General features: G+C 54.0%; 13 protein-coding genes and 5 pseudogenes. 9 read left to right on the top strand and 9 right to left on the bottom strand.

Annotation, left to right across the window (positions count from 1 at the left end):
• Window positions 1–33: 33 nt before the first annotated feature.
• On the bottom strand, window positions 34–1,014 hold the full coding sequence (locus HA45_RS08840) for a glycosyltransferase family 2 protein (protein WP_100702611.1): 981 nt from the start codon (window positions 1,012–1,014) through the stop codon (window positions 34–36).
• Between the two features lie 781 nt (window positions 1,015–1,795).
• Here HA45_RS08840 and ssuE point away from each other — a divergent pair.
• From ssuE to ssuB, 5 genes are read left to right on the top strand one after another with little or no spacing between them, the layout of a single operon-like run.
• Window positions 1,796–2,347 carry an NADPH-dependent FMN reductase gene (gene ssuE / locus HA45_RS08835; protein WP_100702610.1) on the top strand — a complete coding sequence of 184 codons (552 nt, stop codon included), beginning with the start codon at window positions 1,796–1,798 and terminating at the stop codon, window positions 2,345–2,347.
• 10 nt (window positions 2,348–2,357) lie between these two features.
• Window positions 2,358–3,311, top strand: coding sequence for a sulfonate ABC transporter substrate-binding protein (locus HA45_RS08830; RefSeq protein ID WP_100702609.1), 954 nt, complete (start codon window positions 2,358–2,360; stop codon window positions 3,309–3,311).
• Between the two features lie 11 nt (window positions 3,312–3,322).
• Window positions 3,323–4,468, top strand: a complete 1,146-nt coding sequence (ssuD, locus tag HA45_RS08825) for an FMNH2-dependent alkanesulfonate monooxygenase (RefSeq protein WP_100702608.1) — start codon at window positions 3,323–3,325, stop codon at window positions 4,466–4,468.
• Window positions 4,469–4,478: 10 nt separating this feature from the next.
• Complete coding sequence (gene ssuC / locus HA45_RS08820; RefSeq protein ID WP_100702607.1) at window positions 4,479–5,267, top strand: aliphatic sulfonate ABC transporter permease SsuC; 789 nt, start codon at window positions 4,479–4,481, stop codon at window positions 5,265–5,267.
• A complete protein-coding gene (gene ssuB, locus HA45_RS08815; RefSeq protein WP_100702606.1) occupies window positions 5,264–6,055 on the top strand; it encodes an aliphatic sulfonates ABC transporter ATP-binding protein in 792 nt (263 codons plus the stop codon). Before ssuC ends, ssuB begins: the two co-directional genes overlap by 4 nt.
• A 75-nt stretch (window positions 6,056–6,130) precedes the next feature.
• Here ssuB and pepN read toward each other — a convergent pair whose 3' ends face one another.
• Window positions 6,131–8,746 (bottom strand): aminopeptidase N, encoded by a 2,616-nt coding sequence (gene pepN / locus HA45_RS08810; protein WP_100702605.1) that lies wholly within the window; start codon window positions 8,744–8,746, stop codon window positions 6,131–6,133.
• Window positions 8,747–8,990: 244 nt separating this feature from the next.
• Here pepN and pncB point away from each other — a divergent pair.
• The 4 genes and pseudogenes from pncB to HA45_RS08790 all read left to right on the top strand — a co-directional run bounded on the left by pncB (window position 8,991) and on the right by HA45_RS08790 (window position 14,541).
• Window positions 8,991–10,197: pseudogene (gene pncB / locus HA45_RS08805) on the top strand (nicotinate phosphoribosyltransferase).
• Between the two features lie 147 nt (window positions 10,198–10,344).
• Complete coding sequence (gene asnS, locus HA45_RS08800) at window positions 10,345–11,745, top strand: asparagine--tRNA ligase (RefSeq protein WP_100702603.1); 1,401 nt, start codon at window positions 10,345–10,347, stop codon at window positions 11,743–11,745.
• 300 nt (window positions 11,746–12,045) lie between these two features.
• Window positions 12,046–13,152, top strand: coding sequence for a porin OmpC (gene ompC, locus HA45_RS08795; RefSeq protein WP_100702602.1), 1,107 nt, complete (start codon window positions 12,046–12,048; stop codon window positions 13,150–13,152).
• Between the two features lie 199 nt (window positions 13,153–13,351).
• Window positions 13,352–14,541 (top strand): annotated as a pseudogene (locus tag HA45_RS08790) (amino acid aminotransferase).
• A 43-nt stretch (window positions 14,542–14,584) separates the two neighbouring features.
• On the opposite strand, the gene HA45_RS08785 reads toward HA45_RS08790, so the two are convergent.
• From HA45_RS08785 to cmoM, 7 genes and pseudogenes are all read right to left on the bottom strand, one after another.
• Window positions 14,585–15,214, bottom strand: coding sequence for an MBL fold metallo-hydrolase (locus HA45_RS08785; RefSeq protein ID WP_100702600.1), 630 nt, complete (start codon window positions 15,212–15,214; stop codon window positions 14,585–14,587).
• A 36-nt stretch (window positions 15,215–15,250) separates the two neighbouring features.
• A pseudogene (gene mepK / locus HA45_RS08780) lies at window positions 15,251–15,801 on the bottom strand (peptidoglycan L,D-endopeptidase MepK).
• 189 nt (window positions 15,802–15,990) lie between these two features.
• Window positions 15,991–17,802 carry a L,D-transpeptidase gene (gene ldtD, locus HA45_RS08775; RefSeq protein WP_100702598.1) on the bottom strand — a complete coding sequence of 604 codons (1,812 nt, stop codon included), beginning with the start codon at window positions 17,800–17,802 and terminating at the stop codon, window positions 15,991–15,993.
• A 156-nt stretch (window positions 17,803–17,958) separates the two neighbouring features.
• Window positions 17,959–22,424: pseudogene (gene mukB / locus HA45_RS08770) on the bottom strand (chromosome partition protein MukB).
• A complete protein-coding gene (gene mukE, locus HA45_RS08765; RefSeq protein WP_100702596.1) occupies window positions 22,421–23,155 on the bottom strand; it encodes a chromosome partition protein MukE in 735 nt (244 codons plus the stop codon). Before mukE ends, mukB begins: the two are co-directional and overlap by 4 nt.
• Window positions 23,136–24,457: pseudogene (mukF, locus tag HA45_RS08760) on the bottom strand (chromosome partition protein MukF). The gene mukE and the pseudogene mukF overlap by 20 nt, the downstream one beginning before the upstream one ends.
• Before the next feature lie 11 nt (window positions 24,458–24,468).
• Entirely contained in the window at window positions 24,469–25,242 is a 774-nt protein-coding gene (cmoM, locus tag HA45_RS08755) for a tRNA uridine 5-oxyacetic acid(34) methyltransferase CmoM (protein WP_100702594.1), read from the bottom strand.
• Window positions 25,243–25,260 lie beyond the last annotated feature (18 nt).

Below are 25,260 nucleotides of genomic sequence, written 5' to 3'. Positions count from 1 at the left end.
AGGGTTATTAGTTCAGGATGGAATAAAAAGGAATCATGCGGCGCGTTTTAATTCACGCGACACTTTCATATTCTGAAGCAGAATAAACATTTCCGGTCGATGAATAAGCAACCACTCTTTAACATTAGCTGGCTCATATTGCCCACCCAAAAAGCGTATGGCATTAATCACATACTCTGGAACCTCGCTGCCATTGTACACCGAGAGATAAATCATCAAGCGGAACGAGTGCAGGACATACTCTTTCTCAAGTTTCTTTTTCAAGGGTGAGTTGTGCAGCGCGATTTTTAGTGTGCTGTAAGCCTGCATAAATGCGTTGTAGCGTTGCAGGAAATAGTCATCACTTTTGCGACCGTTGGTCAGTGAACCATTGCGCACGCGCTGATGGTAATACACGTGTTGGCTCACCCACGCATGGCGAGAGTAGACGAAAGCAGACAGGGTGAACTGGTGATCCTCATGCACGCGGCCACGGAAACGCAGTCCTTGCTGCTCCACCAGCGTTTTTTTCACCGCATAACTCCACGCAGCTGAGGTGTAGCTGCCATTGCACAGCAGGCGTGAGAATACGTGGTGGGAAGACTGTTTGCCGAAGACCTCATGGCGTACTTTCGGACGCGTGATATGACGTTGACCCTCCTCAAACATCTGCGAGCTGAAACAGAATAGCTCAGTATCTGGATGTGCCTGGTAAACCTGCTGCAGTTCGGCCACAAAACCCTCCGCCACGATGTCATCCGGATCGCAGAAGAACAAAAATTCCCCCTGGGCGGCGTCGATGCCTGCGTCGCGCGCCTGGCCCGCACCACCGTTAAGGGTAGTGATAATTTTCACCTGAGGCAGATGACCATAATGCTGTTGAATTAACGCTAAGGTGCCATCTGTTGAGCCATCATTGACGATGATAATTTCATCAGACGGATTAATTTGCTTCACCAGGGCGTCAACGCACTCGACAATATAATTCTCTACGTTGTACGTAGGAATAATTACGGATAACAGGATTTTAGACATAAACCTTTCCCGACAACGGTTGAAAGAAATGAAATGCCACAGGCAATGCATGCCTGAGCAAAAAGAATTGCGCTTTTAAGCTAAACGTAAAGTAAACGACTGAATTTTTGATTTCGGGATCAGTTAAGCAGATTGTTTTTTTAATTCACAGGACCAAATAATAATTAAGTAATTTAAATCATTCCCAACACATTAAGCTGGCTAATTTCTTTATCCATTCCTGCCAAAACCACATTAACGCTTTTAACTTTTTCTGTATCTGCAAAGGGGAAGTTTCACACTTTCTGTGTGGAAGCGTTTCAAACATTATTTAATCATGAAAAATAGCGGGATAATGCGCGACGTGCGCTTGCCACTGATTGATTAAACGATTGCTAAACGGCTGTTACCTCGCCATTGATTTAACAATGCTTTTTAATCAGTACCGCGTGCGCAATTCCCACTCGTGTTTTGTGATGTGCCATCTTCGACCATTTGTACAAACATTTCCGCGGTTACAGATACCTTAAGGCGAAAGTATCATTTCCTGACTCACTATTAGCCACGGGTTAATTCATCTGCGGTAATCAATTGCATGCGCAGTTAAGGGGGGTTTTAAGATTAATCGCAAAACTGCAGCACCATGCCTCTCAATGCCCTTTTGACCACGACATCCCTTTTGCAGTTTCCACCTTTTGATTGCCAGATAAATCATTTAAGCCCATCCGCCTGCTCTGCCAGTATTGAACACATCAGTTCTCAATATCAGATAATCAATAACTTTTAGTTATAAGGAGTGACTATGCGGGTTATTACGCTGGCGGGCAGCCCTCGCTTTCCTTCACGCTCTACTGCGCTGTTGAGCCTGTGCCAGCAGGCGCTGGAAGCACGCGGTGTCGAAGTCATTCCGTGGAATATTCATAACTTCCAACCCGAAGATCTGCTTTATGCACGCTTCGACTCTCCAGCACTGGCAGCGCTAAAAGCCGATTTAGCCCTGGCTGACGGACTGATTGTCGCGACACCTATCTATAAGGCTTCGTTTTCTGGAGCGCTGAAAACCTTGCTCGACCTGCTGCCTGAACGCGCGCTGGAGCACAAAGTGGTACTGCCACTGGCCAGCGGCGGCAGCGCATCCCATCTTCTGGCGGTGGATTACGCCCTCAAACCAGTGCTGAATGCGTTAAAAGCGCAGGAAGTGTTGCACGGCGTATTTGCTACCGACGGTCAGATTTTGCATTACGACCGCCAGCCCGAGCTGGACCCACTACTGGCCGATCGTATTGATGACGCGCTGGATACCTTCTGGCACGCGCTGCATCGTCGCCATCAACCTTACGCACAAGCGGTATAAAGGAAGAATCATGAAAAGGATGTTTACAGGACTACTGTTACCGGCTTTTGCCGCGTTATTCGCACTCAGTGCCAGTGCCGCGGATGCACCGGAGCAACTGCGTATTGGCTACCAAAAAGGGTCGGTCAGTATGGTGCTGGCGAAATCGCATCAGCTACTGGAGCAGCGTTTCCCGCACACGCACATTAAATGGATCGAATTCCCGGCAGGCCCACAGATGCTGGAAGCGCTGAACGTCGACAGCATTGATTTGGGCAGCACCGGCGACATTCCGCCACTGTTTGCTCAGGCGGCAGGTGCAGACCTGCTTTACGTCGGCTCCGAGCCACCCAAGCCGCAGGCCGAAGTGATTCTGGTGCCAAAAGACAGCCCGATTCACAGCGTGGCCGATTTGAAAGGCCATAAAGTTGCGTTCCAGAAAGGGTCCAGCTCTCACAATTTGCTGCTGCGCGCGCTGGAACAGGCGGGACTGAGCTTTAAAGATATCCAGCCAACCTATCTGACCCCTGCCGATGCGCGTGCTGCTTTCCAGCAGGGTGATGTGGATGCCTGGGCCATTTGGGACCCGTACTACTCTGCTGCTTTATTGCAGGGCAACGTACGCGTGTTGGTTGATGGCAGCAAACTCAATCAAACCGGTTCGTTCTATTTAGCCACACGTCGCTACGCCGAAGCCCATGGTCCGTTTGTGCAGCAAGTCTTACAGGCTTTCAGCGATGCCGATGCGCTAACGCGTAGCCAGCGCGACCCCAGTATTGACCTGCTGGCAAAGGCAATGGGCTTACCCAAGCCAGTGATAGCCAGCTATCTCGACCATCGTCCGCCGACCACCATTACGCCGGTCAGCGCGCACACCGCGCAGGCCCAACAGCAAACGGCCGATCTGTTTTATGCCAACCATTTGATGCCGGTAAAAGTGAATATCGCTGACCGCATCTGGCATCCACAGTCCGCCAAGCCATAAGGAATTGAATCATGAGCGTATCCGTATTCTGGTTTCTCCCGACCCACGGTGATGGACACTATCTTGGCACCGCAGAAGGTTCTCGTCCGGTCGATCACGGTTATCTGCAGCAGATTGCGCAGGCCGCAGACCGCCTTGGCTTTGGCGGCGTGCTGATCCCCACCGGCCGCTCCTGCGAGGATGCGTGGCTGGTGGCCGCATCGCTGATTCCGGTAACGCAGCGTTTACGTTTCCTGGTCGCGCTGCGCCCGGGGGTAATTTCACCGACGCAGGCCGCGCGGCAGGCCGCCACGCTTGATCGCCTGTCCAACGGCCGTGCGCTGTTCAATCTGGTGACCGGCGGCGATCCCGAAGAGCTGGCCGGTGACGGCGTGTTCCTTGATCATCGCGAACGTTATGAAGAATCTGCCGAGTTCACCCGCGTCTGGCGACGTGTGACTGAGGGTGAAACCGTTGATTACCAAGGCAAGCACGTCAAAGTGCGTGGCGCGCGTTTGATGTTCAAGCCAGTCCAACAACCCCGCCCGCCGTTATGGTTTGGCGGTTCATCGGATGCGGCACAGGATCTCGCGGCAGAACAGGTTGATGTCTATCTCACCTGGGGCGAGCCGCCAGCATTGGTGAAAGAGAAAATTGAAAAAGTGCGCGCCAAAGCGGCGGCACAAGGGCGCACCGTTCGCTTCGGCATTCGCCTGCACGTCATTGTGCGTGAAACCAACGAAGAGGCATGGCAGGCGGCGGATCGTCTGATCGCGCACCTCGACGATGCCACCATCGCCAAAGCTCAGGCTGCCTTCGCCCGCACCGATTCTGTTGGTCAACAACGCATGGCGGCGCTGCATGGCGGTCAACGTGACAAGCTGGAGATCAGTCCAAATCTCTGGGCGGGTGTGGGTTTAGTGCGGGGTGGCGCCGGAACCGCGCTGGTGGGCGATGGCCCTACCGTGGCGGCCCGTATGCAGGAATATCAGGATCTTGGCATTGAGACCTTTATTCTCTCCGGCTATCCACATCTGGAAGAAGCTTATCGCGTCGGCGAACTGTTGTTCCCTCACCTCGATTTGGCGATTCCTGAAGTACCGAAGCCGCGCGTGGTTCAGGCACACGGTGAAGCGGTAGCCAACGATTTCACCCCGCAAAAAGTGTCGCAGAGTTAAGGAGCCGATCATGGCAAAGTTTCAAAAACAACTGAGTAATGCCCTGCTGCCCTGGGCATTGCCGGTGCTGCTGATTGTGGTGTGGCAGCTCGCCTCTCAGGTTGGCTGGCTGTCGACGCGCATCTTGCCGTCGCCTGAAAACATCATTATCACCTTCTGGAAACTCACGGTGAGCGGCGAGTTATGGCAGAACCTGGCGATCAGCGGCTGGCGTGCGGCCATTGGTTTTGCTATTGGCGGATCGATCGGCCTGATTCTGGGCTTAATCACCGGCACCTCGCGTTTAGGTGAACGCTTGCTAGACACTTCGGTACAGATGCTGCGCAACGTGCCGCATCTGGCGCTGATCCCGCTGGTGATTTTGTGGTTTGGCATCGATGAGTCGGCCAAGATTTTCCTGGTGGCTCTCGGAACGCTGTTCCCAATTTACCTCAACACTTATCACGGCATCCGTAATATCGATCGCGGACTGGTGGAGATGGCTCGCAGCTATGGCCTTTCTGGCTGGAGCCTGTTTATTCAGGTGATCCTGCCCGGCGCGCTGCCCTCGATCATGGTGGGCGTACGCTTTGCGCTGGGTCTGATGTGGCTGACCCTGATCGTTGCCGAAACGATTTCCGCTAACTCAGGCATTGGCTATCTGGCAATGAATGCCCGTGAATTCCTGCAAACCGATGTGGTGGTGGTCGCCATTATTCTCTATGCGCTGCTTGGCAAACTGGCCGATGTAGCCGCTCAACTGCTGGAGCGCGTATGGCTGCGCTGGCATCCAGCCTACCAATTAAAGGAGAACGCATGAGCAACGCAACGTTAAGTCCATCGCGTCTGAACAGCGGCACACCGGTTGGCGTCAACGGTGTCAGCAAGCAATACGGCGACCGCACTATCCTGAACAATATCGATCTGCATATTCCTGCCGGGCAGTTTGTCGCGGTTGTGGGTCGCAGCGGCTGTGGCAAAAGTACCCTGCTGCGTTTGCTGGCGGGGCTGGAGTCCACCACGCGCGGTGAGCTGCTGGCGGGCACGGCGCCCTTGGCGGAAGCGCGTGAAGATACGCGCCTGATGTTCCAGGATGCGCGTTTACTGCCGTGGAAAAAGGTCATTGATAACGTTGGTCTCGGTTTAAAAGGTCGTGCATGGCGCACTGCGGCGCTGGAAGCGCTGGAGGCCGTGGGATTAGCCGATCGCGCCAATGAATGGCCTGCCGCCTTGTCTGGCGGACAAAAACAACGCGTGGCATTGGCGCGTGCACTGATTCATCGTCCGGGATTGTTGTTGCTGGATGAGCCACTGGGTGCACTGGATGCGCTCACGCGTATCGAGATGCAAGGCCTGATCGAATCCTTGTGGCAACAGCATAACTTTACGGTGCTGCTGGTTACCCATGACGTCAGTGAAGCGGTGGCGATAGCCGATCGCGTGCTGCTGATTGAAGAGGGGAAAATCGGACTGGATTTGACGGTGGATTTGGCCCGTCCTCGTCGTCGTGGATCGGCGCGTCTGGCAGAGCTTGAAGCTGAAGTGCTGGATCGTGTGATGAAGCGAGGTTCTTCGGAACAGCCGTTGAAATTCGCGCAACAGCGTTAAATCAATCCGCACGATAAATCACGCCGCTACAGCGTTGTTCAGACTCTGTAGCGGCGCTATTGATGGTGTTATTTCTCAGGCATTTAACGCCTTGGTGATCTTCTCGTACAGATCGCCTGACAGCTTATCTAACCCTTTCAAGGTTTCCAGCGCTTTACGCATCAACGCCTGACGATCGGCATCATAGCGTTTCAGGCGAATCAGCGGTTCGATCATGCGCGCGGCAACCTGCGGATTGCGCGTATTAAGATCGGTCAACATCTCCACCAGGAACTGATAACCACTACCGTCTTTGGCATGGAACGCGGCCGGGTTGCCAGAAGCGAAAGCCCCAATCAGTGAGCGGATACGGTTCGGGTTGCCCATGGTAAATGAACGGTGATTTAACAGTTCGCGGACTTTGCCTAAAACATTTTCCGCCGGGCTGGTCGCCTGCAATACAAACCACTTGTCCATCACCAGACCATCCTGATGCCAGCGCTCGTCATACGCGGCCAGCAACGCTTCGCGGCAGGGCAATTGCGCCGCCACGGCCGCAGAGAGTGCAGCCAGTGCATCCGTCATGTTGGTGGCCTGATGATATTGCGCCTGCACCAGCGTATCCGCCTGCTGCGCATCAGCAAAGGCCAGATAACTCAGGCAGACGTTTTTCAACGCACGTTTGCCAATCTCAGCATGTTCAACCCGGTATTCATGGCTCTGATTCGCCAGATACACCGCGTAAAATTCATCGCTCAGTTCAGTGGCAAGCGCGTGGACCAGCGCGGTGCGCACCGCGGAAATCGCTACAGGATCGATCACCTCAAACAATTCGGCGATTTCGTTCTCTGTTGGCAGTGACAGAATTAACGCCATTAATGCCGGATCGCCCTGCTCATCCAGCAGCACAGCGCGGAAGGCATCCGCCACGTGCAGCGGCAGTGACAGCGGTTGGCCCTGCTGATGACGTGCGACGTTGAGGCGGATGTAGGTCGCCAGCAGGCTTTGCGCGGCATCCCAGCGTGAAAAATCATTACGGGCGTGGCGCATCAGGAACGTCAGTTGCGCATCGCTCCATTTATAGTCGAGCTTCACCGGCGCAGAGAACTCACGCAGCAGCGAAGGCACCGGCTGGAAATGCACGTTATCGAAGATAAAGGTCTGGAACTGCTCGGTGACATTCAGTACGTGATGCACTGGATGGCCGTTGTGCTGCAGCGGAATCACCTTGCCTTCGTTGTCGTAGAGTTCGATATCGAGCGGGATATGCAGCGGCAGCTTTTCTTTCTGCTCAGTGGTTGGCGGCGTGTGCTGCGTGACATGCAGTGTGTACTGCTCCAGCTCAGGATTGTAGTCGTCACGCACGGTCAGCACCGGCGTACCCGCCTGGCTATACCAGCGACGGAACTGTGACAAATCAACGTTGGATGCATCTTCCATCGCCTGGACAAAATCGTCGCAGGTGGCTGCACTGCCATCGTGACGCTCAAAGTAGAGCTGCATGCCTTTCTGGAAATTGGCTTCGCCGAGCAAAGTGTGCAGCATGCGAATCACTTCGGAACCTTTTTCGTACACCGTCAGGGTGTAGAAGTTGTTCATCTCGATCACCTGATCCGGGCGGATCGGGTGCGCCATCGGGCTGGCGTCTTCTGCGAACTGTGCGCCGCGCATCACGCGCACGTTGTCGATACGGTTAACCGCACGTGAGCCAAGATCGGAACTGAATTCCTGATCGCGGAACACGGTTAAGCCCTCTTTCAGGCTGAGCTGGAACCAGTCGCGGCAGGTGACGCGGTTACCGGTCCAGTTATGGAAGTACTCGTGACCAATCACCGCTTCAATGCCGAGGTAATCTTTATCGGTGGCGGTTTCCGCTTTTGCCAGCACATATTTGGAGTTAAAGACGTTAAGCCCTTTATTCTCCATGGCGCCCATGTTGAAGAAATCCACCGCGACGATCATAAAGATGTCGAGATCGTATTCGAGGTTGAAGCGCTCTTCATCCCACTTCATGCTGGCTTTCAGCGAGGTCATCGCCCAGTCGGCGCGATCGAGATTGCCACGATCGACGAAGATCTCCAGCGCCACATCACGGCCGGAACGGGTGGTAAAGCTATCGCGCAGCACATCGAACTCCCCCGCCACCAAAGCAAACAGGTAGCAGGGTTTCGGGAACGGATCTTGCCACTTCACCCAATGCCGGCCATCTTCGTGGCGCCCGCTTTCCAGCTTGTTGCCGTTTGACAGCAGGTAAGGATATTTCGTGGCATCGGCAATGATGGTGGTGGTAAAACGCGCCAGGACATCAGGGCGATCCAGATACCAGGTAATATGGCGGAAGCCTTCTGCTTCACACTGCGTACAGAGCGCATCACCCGATTTGTACAATCCTTCCAGCGCGGTGTTTTTGTCTGGATGGATATCATTAATAATCGTCAGGGTAAAGTTTTCGGGCAGTTGGCTGATGACCAGCGCACCCTCTTCTTCGCGATAGTGTGACCAGGGATGACCATCCACTACCAGCGAGACCAGCTGAAGGTCTTCGCCATCCAGACGCAGTTCGGCATCCGCCGCACCGAGACGTTTCACCTGGCTTACCGCGGTGACGCGCGTCGTGGCGTCATCAAGGTCAAACGTCAGGTCAATATCGGTGATGGTGTAATCCGGCGCACGGTAGTCGTGGCGATATTTGATTTGCGGCTGTTGCGTCATAAGTCCTTCTCGCATCGTTAATATGTTGACCCGTCAAAGTCTAAGCGGGTTGTGCCTTCGTTGCCACGCACAATGCGTGCCATCGTGCAAAAGGCTACAATTCATTAACAATGGCACAAATGACCCTCGACCTGCCACCCGCAATTATGGTGTGATCGCGGACATTACTGTTTTATACTCCTGCGTCTTTATGACTTTGTTGACACCGGGCTCTGCTCCGCGGAAGAGGATGCTGAAACGCACCATGACTGGACACGCTTCCCCGATTTTGACCACGCTGCTTGATACCGATGCGTATAAGCTTCATATGCAGCAGGCCGTTTATCATCGTTATTACGATGTCCCGGTAACGGCAGAATTTCGCTGTCGCGGCGATGAATTGCTCGGCCAGTACGCTGACGAGATTCGTGCGCAACTCGATACGCTGCCTTCCCTCGCCCTGAGCGACGATGAACATCATTACCTCAGCGGCTTACCTTTCTTTGAATCCGATTATCTCGACTGGCTGCGCCAATTCCGTTTTGATCCTTCGCAGGTCAAAGTGCGCAATGATAATGGCCGTCTGACGCTTCAGATCAGCGGACCGTGGCGCGAAGTGATTTTATGGGAAGTGCCGCTGCTGGCGCTGATCAGTGAAGTGGTGCATCGCCATCGCACACCTGACATCGACGTCGGGCAAGCGGTGAGCCATCTGCAGCAAAAGCTGGTGACGTTCCGTGAGCAGGTTGGCGATCTCGATATGTCGCGCTTCCAGCTGATGGATTTCGGCACGCGCCGTCGTTACTCCAAAACCGTCCAGGAAGCGATCGTTGCCACCCTGAAAGCGGAATTTCCGTGGCTGGTGGGCACCAGTAACTACGATCTGGCGCGACGCTTACAGCTCAACCCTGTGGGCACTCAGGCACATGAATGGTTCCAGGCGCATCAGCAAATCAGCCCGGTACTGGCCAACAGCCAGCGAGCCGCATTGCAGTCGTGGCTGGATGAGTATGATGACCAACTGGGTATCGCCCTGACGGATTGCATCACCATGGATGCTTTCCTGCGTGATTTTGGTCCCGGCTTTGCACATCGCTATCAGGGCTTGCGCCATGATTCGGGTGATCCGGTGGAATGGGGTGAAAAAGCCATTGCGCACTATCAGCGTCTGGATATTGATCCCAAAAGCAAAACGCTGGTGTTCTCCGATAATCTCAATCTGGACAAAGCGCTGGCGCTGTATCGCCACTTTGGCCAACGCGCTAACGTGGTATTCGGCATCGGCACCCGTCTGACCTGCGATATTCCGGGCGTGACACCGCTGAATATCGTGATCAAGTTGGTGAGCTGCAACGGTAAACCCGTGGCGAAACTTTCCGATAGCCCCAGGCAAAACGATCTGTCAGGATAAGGCCTTCGTGCGTGCCCTGCGTAAAGCGTTCGACCTTCCACTGGTGAAAAGAGCCAGCTAATCGTTGATGCAGGGTGCTCGCACCCTGCTTTCATGCAACAAATCTCCCCTCTCCCCGGCAAAACTACTTGTTTCCTGTTGGCTCGCAAGTAACATAGCAAAACCCTAAATTGGGCTTTTATCCACTTCTATATATAGAGAGATATTTATGAGCGTAGTGCCTGTAGCGGATGTACTGCACGGCCGTGTCGCGGTTGACAGTGAGGTCACCGTACGTGGTTGGGTGCGTACCCGAAGAGATTCCAAAGCCGGTCTTTCCTTTATCGCCGTTTATGACGGTTCCTGCTTTAATCCCGTTCAGGCTGTCGTCAATAATTCTCTGAATAATTATCAGGATGAAGTGCTGCGTCTGACCACCGGCTGTTCGGTTATCATCACCGGTAAAGTCGTGGAATCGCCAGGTGAAGGCCAGGCGTTCGAAATGCAGGCGACCAACGTGGAAGTCACTGGCTGGGTGGACGATCCGGATACCTATCCGATGGCGGCAAAACGCCACAGTATCGAATACCTGCGTGAAGTCGCACACCTGCGTCCACGCACCAACCTGGTGGGTGCCGTGGCGCGTACGCGTCATACTCTGGCGCAGGCACTGCATCGCTTCTTCCATGAAAATGGCTATTTCTGGGTTTCTACCCCGCTGATCACCGCTTCCGATACCGAAGGGGCTGGCGAGATGTTCCGCGTCTCTACGCTGGATATGGAAAACCTGCCGCGCGATCCGCAAGGCAAAGTCGATTACGACAAAGATTTCTTTGGTAAAGAAGCCTTCCTGACCGTTTCCGGCCAGCTGAATGCCGAGACTTATGCCTGTGCATTGTCAAAAGTCTATACCTTTGGCCCGACCTTCCGTGCAGAAAACTCCAACACCAGCCGCCACTTAGCGGAGTTCTGGATGCTGGAGCCGGAAGTCGCCTTCGCTAACCTTGACGATGCTGCCGCACTGGCCGAGGCCATGCTGAAGTATGTGTTCAAGGCCGTGCTTGATGAGCGTGCCGATGACATGGCGTTCTTCGCTGAGCGCGTAGACAAAGATGCGGTTGCTCGCTTAGAACGTTTTGTCACTACCGATTTCGCGCAAGTCGACTACACCGATGCGGTGGATATTTTGCTGAAAAGCGGTCAGACCTTCGAAAACCCGGTTTCCTGGGGCGTGGATCTCTCCTCCGAACACGAGCGCTATCTGGCCGAGAAACACTTTAAAGCGCCGGTGGTGGTGAAGAACTATCCGAAAGACATCAAAGCGTTTTACATGCGCATGAACGACGATGGCAAAACCGTGGCAGCGATGGATGTGCTTGCGCCTGGCATCGGTGAAATCATTGGGGGTTCACAGCGTGAGGAGCGTCTGGATGTATTGGATGCGCGTCTGGCTGAGATGGGTCTGAATAAAGAGGATTACTGGTGGTATCGTGACCTGCGTCGTTACGGCACTGTGCCGCATGCAGGCTTTGGATTAGGTTTCGAACGATTAATCGCCTATGTCACCGGTGTACAAAATGTAAGGGATGTTATCCCCTTCCCACGCACCCCACGTAACGCCAATTTCTAAAATTCGCTATTAAATATAAGTAATTCATATATATATCGAGGTCGGCACTGCCGGCCTTTTTTTATTTTTGTAAATTTAGAGTTCTCTCACAAAGTTCCCGATATTTTACAAATTGTAATACAATATTGCTTTTTGATACGTAATTGCGAGATTTGAATCATTTTCGGGCTAGAATTAGCAACCCCGTGATGGAAAGATGCGTGCAGACACAGGAGACATCAAACTTCTTTCAAGGTTCCCGTAAAGGTTTCTTGACGGCAGTGGCAGATGTCCAAATAACTCCAATGAGGGTAATAAAAAATGATGAAGCGCAACATTCTTGCAGTGGTTATCCCTGCTCTGTTAGCTGCAGGCGCAGCAAACGCAGCAGAAATCTATAATAAAGACGGCAACAAACTGGATCTGTACGGTAAAGTTGATGCGCGCCACACTTTCTCTGACGACGCTGGCAACGACGGCGACGCTACCTATGTTCGCTTTGGCTTCAAGGGTGAAACTCAGATTAATGACCAACTGACCGGTTACGGCCAGTGGGAATACAACGTTCAGGCTAACAACACCGAAGGCGCTGACGCGCAAGACGGCAACAAAACCCGTCTGGGCTTCGCAGGTCTGAAATTCGGCGATGCGGGTTCATTCGATTACGGTCGTAACTACGGCGTTATCTATGACGCAATGTCTTACACCGACCAGTTGCCAGTGTTTGGTGACGATACCCTGTATCAAGACAACGACAACTTCATGATTGGTCGTTCAAGCGGTCTGGCTACTTACCGTAACAGCAACTTCTTCGGTCTGGTTAACGGCCTGAGCTTCGCTGTTCAGTATCAGGGCAAAAACGAAGGTTCCCGTAGCGCACTGTCTCAGAACGGTGACGGCTGGGGTTCTTCTGTAGCCTATGACACCGGTATGGGCATCAGCGCTGTAGGTTCTTACTTCTCAGCTGACCGTACCGATGCACAGGTTGCTGACGGTAACGGCGATAAAGCTGACGCATACGCTTTCGGTCTGAAATATGACGCGAACAACGTATACCTGGCAGCATTCTACGGTGAATCACGTAACACCACTGCTTACGGCAGCACCGCACGTCAGGTTGCTAACAAAACTCAGAACTTCGAAGTGGTTGCACAGTACCAGTTCGACTTCGGTCTGCGCCCATCCATCGCTTACCTGCAGTCTAAAGGTAAGGAGCTGAACGGCAACACTGCTAACGGCTCAACCTTCGCTGGCGGCGATGCAGATCTGGTTAAATACATCGAAATCGGTACTTACTACTACTTCAACAAAAACATGTCTACCTATGTTGATTACAAAATCAACCTGCTGGACGACAACAACTACACTCGTGCTCAGGGCGTAAGCACTGATGACGTAGTAGGTGTTGGTCTGCAATACCAGTTCTAATCCCGCGATTAGATACTTGTAATGCTTAAAAACGGAGCCTTCGGGCTCCGTTTTGCTTTTTAGTGATCGGCTTCTCAATTAGCGCCACTACTTTATACATGCAGCTTATTTCTTTTTTATGTCAGCGGTTGGCAAGCGTATCATCTGACGCTAACCTGATAGCTCATTTTGCTAAAGTTCACCCAAACGGAACTGACTCATGTTTGAATCGATCTCTGCCGCACCCGCCGATCCTATTCTGGGACTGGCTGACCTGTTTCGCGTCGATGACCGCCCGAATAAAATCAACCTTGGCATTGGTGTTTATAAAGATGAAACCGGCAAGACGCCGGTGCTGACCAGTGTCAAAAAGCTGAGCAGTATCTGCTGGAAAATGAAACCACCAAAAATTATCTGAGCATTGATGGTCTGGCTGATTTCGCTCGCTGCACTCAGGAATTGCTGTTCGGCAAAGAGAGTGCGCTGATTTCAGCCGGCCGTGCGTGCACCGCACAAACCCCAGGCGGTACCGGCGCACTGCGCGTGGCTGCCGATTTCCTCGCGACACAGACCAGCGTCAAGCGCGTATGGGTAAGTAACCCAAGCTGGCCGAACCACAAAAACGTGTTCAATGCCGCCGGTCTGGAAGTGTGTGATTATCAATATTACGACGCAGCCAACCATAGCCTGGATTTCGACGGCATGGTGGCTTCGTTGCAGGAAGCAAAAGCGGGCGATGTGGTGCTGTTCCACGGTTGCTGCCACAATCCTACCGGTGTCGATCCTTCTGCGGATCAATGGCAGCAGCTGGCGAAGCTCTCGCAGGAAAAAGGCTGGCTCCCGCTGTTCGACTTTGCCTATCAGGGTTTTGCTCGCGGTCTGGAAGAAGATGCAGAAGGCCTGCGTATTTTCGCGGCTTCTCATCAGGAACTGATGGTTGCGAGTTCCTACTCGAAGAACTTCGGCTTATATAACGAGCGTGTGGGTGCACTGACGATTGTGGCGGCCAACAGTGACGTGGCTAAGACGGCCTTTAGTCAGGTGAAGTACAGCATCCGTGCTAACTACTCTAACCCACCGTCACACGGTGCCGCTGTGGTGGCCACCATCCTCGGTAACGACGCGTTACGGACCATCTGGGTGCAGGAACTGACGGATATGCGTCAACGTATCCAGCGCATGCGTCAGCTGTTTGTGAATACCCTGGCTGAGAAAGGCGCCAATCAGGACTTCAGCTTCATTATCAAACAGAACGGCATGTTCTCGTTCAGCGGCCTGACCAAAGATCAGGTTGTGCGTCTGCGTGATGAGTTCGGCGTGTATGCGGTGAATTCGGGGCGTGTAAACGTGGCAGGAATGACACCGGACAACATGTCGCAGCTGTGTGAAGCCATCGTCGCGGTGCTGTAAGTCTTGTTAGCTAAATGAGAAATGGGCCTTTAAGGCCCATTTTTTATTGCAGGAACGGATTGCTTAGGCGCTCATGTCCCAGCGTGGAGACAGGTCCATGCCCTGGAACAAAAGTCACATCATCACCCAGCGGTAATAGCTTGGTGTGAATGGCGTCAATCAAGTCACTGTGGCTGCCCTGTGGGAAATCAGTTCGCCCGACGCCGCCATTGAAAATCACATCGCCTGATATCAGCAAGCGTCCTTCACGGTCAAAGAATACAATGTGTCCCGGCGTGTGACCAGGGCAAAGCAGTACCTCCAGCGTCACATTGCCTACCTGAACCGTTTCGCCCTCTTCCAGCCAGCGGTCCGGCGCCAGCGGCGCACATTCCGGCAAGCCAAACATCCGGCTTTGAGTCGGTAAGTTATCCAGCCAGAAAGCATCCAGTTTATGAGGGCCGACGATAGGCACCTGATAATGTGCCGCGAGTTCGGCGGCGGCACCCACGTGGTCAAGGTGCCCATGGGTAAGGAGAATTTGCGAGGGCGTTAAGCCCCGCTCTGCCAAAATGGCGATAATAGTTTCGGCATCGCCGCCGGGATCAACCAGCGCCGCCTGCTGAGTTGCATCATCCCAGATGACTGAGCAGTTTTGAGAAAAGGCCGTAACCGGAATAATCAGGTAGTTCATAGCGCTCCATGACCGACACACGCAGCGCTGCCGGTATCAGGACCAGTGCCTTGCAGGCCCGGTATCTATGTGTACGAAGTTGCTGCGCGGGTAATATCCTACACCACCCGCGCGCATAGATAACGCCGCTTTGCGAACATTGCTCAACGAAATTCCCTCAATGTGGAAATCCATCGCCTGTCCTTTGGTGTGATAGCTGTGTTTGGCCACGCCAGGGCCCGATTCGCGCAGCATATTATTGGTTGCCAGCGTGCGGTAACCCGAAATCAGCTGCACCGGTTTGCGGGTGTTTAACACCATCTGCAAACGATAAAGCTGATCAAACAGGTGGGGATCGATGTGCTTCACCTGATTGGCGCGATAATCGCGGAAGAAGTGATTTAAGCGGGCTAACTCATCCTTGTCATAACTCTTGCCGTTAAAAACTCCGTTTTAAGGGTTTCACCGGTGTGAAGGTTATTAAGCGTCAATATACGTGGGCGCGAGGTAGAAAGCGAAGCCAGTGCTGAGCCTGGAAGCAGAGACAAACCTGCCGCTGCGCCCCCAATCAGGAGTAATCGACGACGTTGAGAATCAAAATTAGCCATGTTGCGGAGTTACCTAATCTAAAGCGATAAAAATAATGTGTAAAAAGTACACAAGGCCGAACAGTAACCGCAGCCTAAGAGTCAGTCAACCCGGAATGTGTCACAGAACGAACAAAACCAGCGCAAAATCGAAATTTTGCGACTGGTCTTGGGCTTTTTAGGGCTAGGTGATAATCGGAAAATCAATAACTAGAGAAGAAGTTTTCCCGCTTTTGACATTACCTGGCTACCGGAACGTGCAGGATTATCATAATTGTAAATATCTGTACGATACTGCGGCTGACCATCTGCAGCCACCCATGCGGTCAAATAATATAGGTTGACCGGAATACGGTGACGAATCGGCACATAGCGCGTGTCACCCTGCTTAAGGGTGTCGGAGATGCGACTGTCATTCCAGCCCACATCCTGTAGCAGCAGATCGGCTAACTCGGAAGCTTTATTCACGCGGACACAACCCGAACTCAGTGCGCGGATATCACGCTGGAACAAACCATGATTCGGCGTATCGTGAAGATAGATAGCATCCGAACTTGGCATGTTGAATTTATAGCGCCCTAATGAGTTCATTGCGCCTGGTGCCTGACGAATGCGGTACGGGAAGCTGGCTGCCGATACCATATGCCAGTCAATCATCGATGGATCGATCACTTCAGCATCAGCACTCCAGCCCGATAGCAACGTATAGCCATGCTTATAGAGGTATGCCGGATCCTGTTTTACTTTGGGCACAATATCCTGACGAACCAGCGTGGTGGGCACGTTCCACGGCGGATTGAGCACCACGTTGTTGAGCGCACTGCGCATCAACGGCGTTTTGCGATCGGGACGGCCCACAATCACCCGCGAGGAGAGAATGGTGGCACCGTTGTTGTAATAGGTCAGCGAATAGTTAGGGATGTTCACCATAATGCCGTTGTGCATATCATCTGGCAGCAGGCGTAAGCGCTGAATATTCAACGCCAGCAGTGAAGCTCGCATCTGCGGTGACACATTCAGCCACTCACGCGTACGTGGCCCAATCGCGCCATCATCAGCTAATCCTTGCCAGTGCTGGAAGCGTTTGACGCCTTCAACTAGCGCGGCGTCATACACATTGTCACCCGCAGGCGCTGGATTCGCCGCCACGTTGCCGGTTGCAACAGGTGCCTGTGCCGATAAGTCGCTCACGCTGGCCGCTGACGGGCTTATCGCAATTGGCTGGTTACTTTGACTGACCGGCACCGGTGCCGTAGGAACCGCATCATCCGCGGGGGTCGGCGTTGTGCTGTGCGTCGCGGTTAACATGCCGGTACGCTGCAAAATCTCTCTTAATGCGGGCACATCATTACTGATTTGCCCCGGGCGCAGCGTGCCACTGTCGCGCAGCTGCGGCCACGCTCGGTTATCGGTCAATAAGGCTTTGAGTGCACTGTGCATCGGCGCATATTGAGGATGCTGCGGCGCCAGCGAGACGACAAACGCGCGGCTACCGCCCCCGTTTACCGCGTTCTCCCACTGATTGATCGCCGCTAATGCTGGCATCGTCAATTTATAAGGCACGTTGCTGTAGAGCCAGGTTTCACCCTGCGTCGGCACATTAGCGACAAATTGCAGATAACCCAGCATGGCATCGCTGAGGACAATATCGCGCGCCAGCCCTTTAATCTCTGGATTGGTGAGCAGTTCAACCCAGCGGGTAAACTGCGGCTGTACGCCTGACAATGCGACTTCCGCCAGCTGTTGCTGGAAAGCCTGCACGGCTTGCGAGTCTTGCCATAACGGCGCCATATTACGCGAGGCATAAATGCCCGCCAGGCCTGGCAAATAGAAAGGCTGTTCGCTGGGGCTAAACGCCTGCTGAATTTGATGCTGGCTCGCCGCTACTGACATGGTGCTATGCGACGTTCCGGGCATTGCGGCAATGATCGCGGCATGGCTGATAGCCAGCGGCGACAATACCAGTGAAACACTGAGTGCTAATAGTGCACGATTAATTCTGCTTCTTTTGTTCAGCCACATCCCTGCCCCCTTCTCACCTAAGACACCGCGCCCTGTTATCGCCGTGTACAGCCTTACTCTTATTGTTGAGTATACAAATAAAAAACGGCATCTGCCTCAGAGTGCAGATGCCGCTTACAGATTAAACGGTACGCTGTTTTTTAACCAGATTGCGCGTTACGTATTTTCTGTTTCTAAATCGATATCGCTGGTTTCACGTTTTGCTGGCGCAGTATCTGCTGAGAAGCCACGCAGACCGACCACATGCACGTGTTCCGTATTGTTAAACACTTTACGTACCAATTTGTAAGTGGTGCCTTTTTCCGGGCTGATGTTCTCTGGTGCAGCAATCACCAGCTGCATTTCCAGACGCTCACACAGCTCGAACAGCGTAGCGATAGAGCGAGCATCAAGACGCGCCGCCTCATCGAGGAACAGCAGACGACATGGCGAAATATCTTTGCCACGCAGACGACGCGATTCCTCTTCCCAGCTTTGTACCACCATCACCAGAATCGACATGCCGGTACCAATGGCTTCACCGGTCGACAAAGCACCACTCTCGGCACGCAACCAGCCATCGGAGCCACGGTTGACTTCCACTTCCATCTCAAGATAGTTGCGGTAGTCGAGCAGCTCTTCACCGATGGTTTGCGGTGTACGCTGTCCCATATCGATTTGCGGATTCAGACGCTGATACAGTTTTGCCAACGCTTCTGAGAACGTCAGACGATTGCTGGTAAACAGATCCTGATGCGCTTCATGCTGTTCCGATAGCGTATCCAGCAGCGTGGAGTGCGCTTCGCGAACGTTGACGTTGAGACGCACACTGCGTACCTGTCCAAAACTCACGGCCTGCAAGCCCTGGTTCAGCTGACGAATACGGTTCTGCTCACGTTGAATGGTCTTGCGAATAATATTCGCCGCGCTGCGTGAACTGATCGCCAGGGTTTGCTCGCGGGCCGTCAGCTCTTCCGTCAGACGATTCAGCTCGATCTCCATCTGTTCGATGGCTTCGACCGGATCATCAGTACGGATGATGTCCTGACGGATGCGCTCGCGCAGATGCTGGTATACCGCAATAAAGAACTGCACCTTGCGCTCAGGACGTTTCGGATCTTCCGACATGCGCAATACATCACGCAGATGTTCGTTATCCGCCACCGCCAGACGCAGCGCGCCTAACGCCTTATCCGACATTGAACGCAGCTCGTCACCGCCGAGATAGGCCATCTCACGACGATGCAGCCGACGTTCCATGCCGTTCTCTTTCACCAGACGCAGCACCGTGCACCAGCCGGCTTTCGCACTGACCACCTGTTCACGGTTCTGATGATAATCGCGCTCCAGCTTACGCAGATTTTTCTGCAGGCTGTCCATTTCGGCTTCGCAGAACGTCAGCTGTTTCTCCAACTGATTACGGCGGGCGCGGTTGTGGCTTAATGCGGTATAGAGTTCATCACGTCGGGCACGTGCACGCTCTTCGGCGCTGGCATCGGCATGCACGCCGATGTCCTGCATCTCTTGTTGCAACTCTTTCAGCATGTCGCGCTTGGCATCATAGGAACTTTTCAGCGATGCCAGCACTTGCGAATATTGCGTCAGCTGCGCCTGGTGCTCACGCAGACGTTCACGCGCACGGCTACGTTCGCCTTCCGCCTGCTCCAGACGCTGGCGCAGTTTCTCATTCAGATCGCTGTTACCGGTCAGCATGCCGGCAGAGTCTTCATAGCTGAAGTGAGCGCGGCGCTGTACCACTTCCGTCAGGGCAAAGGCTTGCTGACGCGCATCGCGCTGCTGCAGCTGCGCTTGCTGATAATCACGTTCCAGCTGGTCGTGCTGCTGTGGATCGCTCTGCAGCACGGACACCAGCGGCTCCAGCTTGCTGATTTTCGCGCCATGCTGATGCAGGAAGCGCGCCGCTTCCTGGGCTTCTTCAACGCGTTCACGGATCTCTTCGCAGCGATCGCCCAGCGAATCATCCAACAGCAGGTTCACACGCGGCAGCAGACGGTTCAGTTGGCTAACGCCCTCTTTCGCCTGTTCAAACTGCGCACGCTGCTGCTGGTTATCGTTTTCATGCTGCGCCAGACCCCGTTCCAGCTCGCCACGGCGGCTGTTCAGCTGGCGGATCAGCGCTTCTGGATCTTCATCAAAGGCCACAGCCAAATGACTGCCGATAAAACGGCTGAAGGATTGATGCAAACGCTGGGTTTTCTGCACGTCGAACGATAGCGTGGCAAAGCGTTCTGCCAACTGCTCGCGCTCATTGTTGAGCAGCTCCAGCTGATTTTCACGCGCAGCGCGGCCAAACAGCGGCACTTTCGGGAAGCGGGAGTAGCGCCATTGACGCTCAGCCACTTTCACCACCACCGCGCCTTCCAGCTCATCAACGCTGAACACGCTGTCATCAAACGCCTGCGGATCCCCTTCAATCAGGTAGAGATCTTCCGGGCAATCATCAAGGCCGTCCAGCAGATCGCGTACCAATGATAAATCCGGGACGACGATGGCATGGCGTGAAGGACCATACAGCGCCGAGAAGTACGGGGCGTCATCCAGCGTGACGTCATCGTAGATTTCCGACAGCAGCACGCCACCAAAACGCTCGGCGAGTTGCGTCAGGCGTGCATCTTCCGCGCCGCCAGGCTGACTTAAACGCTCAATCTGCTGCTCAACTTCCCGTTTACGGGCCGCCACATTGTCACGTTCAACGGTGGTTTCACGCTCACGTTCCAGCAGCTGCTGCATGAATTCGGTGATCTGCTGGCTGTTGCCCAGCGCTTGTCCGGTCTGCTCGCTGAGCTGCGTCAGGATCTCCTGCGCGGCCAGCCAATGTGGTGCACGTGCGGTCAGAGCGGTAATGCGTTCACGCAGCTGTTCCAGCTCCTGGCGCATCAGCATGCGACGCTCACCGGCGTCAGACACGCCTTCGTTTAGCTGTTCAATCTGTGCTTCCAGCTCACGCTGCAGCCCTTCCAGCGCGTCAGCATCGTACTGCTGGCCCTGACGTTTGCAGAAGTCAGCCAGGAGACGTTCGGCATCGTGCTGCTCGCGCAGGCGGGTTTCCAGTTCATTGAGACGCAGACGCAGCGAAGAGAGCTGATCGGCATGATGGCGCTGGTTGGCGGCATCACGCAGTAAGTCACGTCCCACTTGCCACGCATCCTGACGGCTCACTTCACCGGCGATGCTAGTGACCAGGGCGAGCGCCTGCTCGAACTGGCTGTGTGCCGCTTCGGCCACACTCAGTTTTGTTCCAGACGCAGCAGCTGTTCGGTGGCCTCTTCTTCACGCGCCTGGAAAGTTTCCTGCCATTCGGCGGCGTTCTGAATGCTTAAATCCGGCAACTGGCACTGCGCTCGCGCTTTTTCCAGCGCCTGCAGCGCTTGCTGATATTGGATGGCACGAGTTTGCTGCACATCAAGCGCCTGCTGGAAATCGGCCAGCTGGCTTTTCAGCTCATCGACTTCAATTTCAGCGGCTTCAGATCGCGCTTCGTTCTCTTCCTGCACTTCGCGGGCTTCCGCCACCACTTCGTTCTGTTCTTCCAGACGATAGGTCAGCTCTTCAAGATCGGCATCATAACGCGTGATCTTCTCCTGCTGACGCATGGCGGTTTGCACCAGATTCAGGTGATCGCTGGCGCCCTGGTAATCGGTTTCCAGATCGCTTTCTGCACCGGTGTGCTCAGAAAGTTCACGCGCCATTTCGATGTGACGATACTGCTCAGAAGCCAGCTGATTGCGGCTGGTGAACAGTTCGTTACGCAGCTGCAGCGCGCCATCGAGATGAATACGGCGCTCGTTGGCGTGACGCATGTAATCTGCCGACACATAACTGGTCGCTTCAGAGATCAAATGCTTGAAGAGATCGCGATCGGACTGCGTAACGCGAATGGCTTCCAGCGTCATGCGGTTCTCACGCAGCGCCGCTTCCATATCCTGGAAGGCTTTACGCACGCCGCCGTTTTCCGGCAACAGATAATCGCGCAGTGAACGGGTGATGGCGCTGGAGATACCGCCGTACAGCGAGGCTTCAATCAGACGATAGAACTTGCTGCGATCGCTGGCAGTGCGCAGACGACGCGGCACCACACCCAGCTCAAACAGGACGGCGTGGTAATCAGTAACAGAGTTGTACTGACGGAACTGCACGCCTTCCTGCGCTTCAACACGATCTTTCACTTCCGCCAGCGGCAATACACGCGCCTGACGGCTGTTGAGAATTTCGGTCAGCATATCGGTGGGCTGCGAATCGGTCGGCAGGCCATGGATACTGAAAGGTTTAATATCGACTTTTTTATCGCGACCGGCCACTTGCTGCAGACGCACGCCGACCACCACGCGCTGATGGCGTGAGTTAACCACATCCAGCACCGCATAACAGACGCCCGCACGCAGCTTACCGTGCAGACCTTTATCGCGGGAACCCGACGTCGCGCCAGCCTCGGTGGTGTTACGGAAGTGCAGCAGGGTTAAATCGGGGATCAGCGCCGTGACGAATGCCGCCATGGTAGTGGATTTACCCGCACCGTTACCGCCTGAAAGCGTGGTCACCAACTCATCGAGATCAAAAGTACGGGCAAAGAAGCCGTTCCAGTTGATCAGCGTTAGCGAACGAAATTTACCGCGTTCAATCATTCCTGTTCATCCTCCGCGTTATCACTCGCATCGCTTTCAATGTCATTCTCGTTGTCCGCCTCGTCACTCTCATTGGCCGCCGGCTTGCTTTCCAGCGTCATGGCCTCGCCATCGCGGATCAGTCGCAGCTGCGCTTCACGCGCATCATCGCCGCTACGGACATCCGCACCAAAGCGGAACACCGATTCCATAATGCGGAATTTGCTGCTGTCGTTGCCCATGTACCACACCATGCCTAAGCGGCGCAGGCGGCTGAGTGAAGCACGCATTTTTTCCTGCAGCTTGGCGCGATCCACGTCAGAACCGGTTGAGCGCTGATTCACCAGCTTGAGCAGTTTGCTCTCATCGGCCAGCGACAGCAGTTCGTCATAGAGTTCCTGCTGGGTGAAAATCCCCTCGTTCGCCAGACGTTCCGGGCTGAGGTAGAGATAACACAGGATTTTTCCGACCATCATGTCCAGTTCGGAAAGCACCGAACGAGGAATCAACGTAGTGGAGCGCGGGCGCAGATAGAAAAAGCCTTCTGGCGCACGCATCAGTTCAACGTTATAGCGCGCGTAGAACTCTTCCAGGTACTCCTGGTAATCCATCAGAAAAGCGTGATTATCCAGCTCTTCGATACCAATGTGGCGGCCCGCGCGTAACTGGCTATCGAGCGCCGGGAAAATCGGGTTTGCCAGTGCCAACGCCAGTTTGACGGGCATCACTTGTTCAATATTTGTCGATGACATGTGCCTGCACCTTGGCTCCGTAATCATTAATGGTCTGCCATTCTGCCGGCAGACCGGCTAAATCAGCTTCCGCCACACCCAGTCGCACGGCTTGATCGATGACGATACGCGCCAGATCAAAGTGGCGTGCTCGCGGATATTGCGACAGGTAGTCGCGCATTACCGCAGCAAGATGTAACGGTTTTGTTCTAACTTATAAACCAGCAGCGCCTCTTCAATCATCGCTGCGAGCTGTTCGCGAATTTCATTAAACTCTTCGTATTCCATCTCTGGCGGCAGTTCACCCATCACCTCGTCATTACGCAGCGTCATCTCTTCATCGCGCATGTCGTAAAGACGATCGGCATTGGCATAGGTCAGCGCCCAGGGTTGATCGAAGTAGTTCTGCACCGACAGACGTAAACGCTGGGCAAACACGCGATTCTTGTCCATGTCGATGGCGGTACGGATAAATTTGTGGACGTGCCGGTCGTAACCAATCCACAGGTCGATCGCCTGCTGGCCCCAACTGATGATGCGATCCAGTTTGTTTTGCAGATCAAACACCAGCTTATCGACAAAACCTAAATCCGGGCTGCTGAGCGTGGCATCCTGAATACGTAACAGATTGGCCTGCAACTTATCGCCTGCCGCTTCCAGCGTGTCCTGCAATTCGCGCAGCGTGCCGGAAGTCTCCGACAGCAACATCTCACAGCTGGAGATCGCTGCACGCCAGTCTTTGTTAAGCAGATCGGCAATATCGGTTTTCACCGTTTGCTGCTGCTCATCCATCAGACGCTGCGTCATATCGATGCTATCGAAAATCTCCGCCACTGAGTATTTCAACGGGGCGAAGACGTTGCGATGCCAGTGGAATTCGTCACCGTCTTCTTCGGCGGCATCTGCCGCACGTTTCAATTCCTGCGCCACAATTGACAACTGCATCGACAGACGCAGCGTGGAAAACTCCCGCTGGCGGATGTAGTAATCGGTGATGCCAATGGCAAGCGGCGTCAGGCGATAAATCGCATGACCTTCCGTTAACTCGCTGGTAAAGCGGTTGAGCAGACGCTGGCGCACCATGTCATTGATGGCGTTATTCGCACGCACCTGAACGGTTTCGTGGGTTTGTTCAAAGGCTTTACTGACATGACGGAAAGCGTCGATCAGTTCACCTTCACTCATCTCACCGTCCATACGCTCACCATTCAGGGTGGCGATAGCCAGTAAAAAGGCCAGACGCTCTACCGGCAACGCAAGTGAAAAGTCATTCTTGCGCGCCCATGCCACCAATTCGGGGACCGTCTGGGAAAATTCGCTCATAGTTGATCCTTCTACCTGGGTTTGCGCGCGGTCACGTGGATATAGCGCCCTAAACTTAAAAAGGGCTCCTGACGACAGTAGCGCCGTTCCATCTCAATTATCTCTTCAACGCTCTTTACGACGCCGGGCGGTGGCGGTTTCATGTAGTCACAAAACACGCGTATTCCGGCTCGCTGCTCAATTTCAAAGCCCGCATTATCCAGCCAGCGATTGACGTCCAAAGGATCGCGAGGGAAATCCGGCGACAGCGTGCGCTTTTTGCGTTTGGTCATATTGGCACGCAGATAACCGAAATTGCCGAGTTGCAGTGTGCGGAATGTCAGGGCATGTGCGTTGTAAAACATCAACGACAGCACACCACCGGGCTTCAGCGTATGCCACAGCGCTTGCAGCACCGCTTCGGGTTCTGCTACCCACTCCAACACAGCGTGAAACAATACCAGATCAACTGGCTGATCCAAATGTTCGCCAACCTGCTGCGCGCTAATTTGTTTGAATTGCATGTTGTGGCTCACACCCTCAGTGTGCGCGTGCGCCTCGGCCAGTTTCAACATCTCAGCGGAGAGATCGCACAACAGCACCTGATGGCCGCGCGCGGCTAATCCCGCTGAGATTTGTCCTACGCCGCCGCCTGCATCCAACACGGAGAGTGATCCCTCAGGTAACGTCGGCAATAGCGCATCAAGCTCGTCCCACAGGATCGCCTGACGCACCAGCCCTTTTCGGGTGCCATAAATGTTCTGCGAGAATTTGTCCGCCAGATCGTCAAAGTTACGATCCTGCATGATGATGGCTCCACTGTG

Origin of the sequence: Pantoea rodasii (genome assembly GCF_002095465.1) — a bacterium.
Lineage (GTDB): Bacteria > Pseudomonadota > Gammaproteobacteria > Enterobacterales > Enterobacteriaceae > Pantoea > Pantoea rodasii.
Note: the sequence above shows the minus strand (reverse complement) of the source record. Positions and strands in the feature narration are given on the sequence as shown.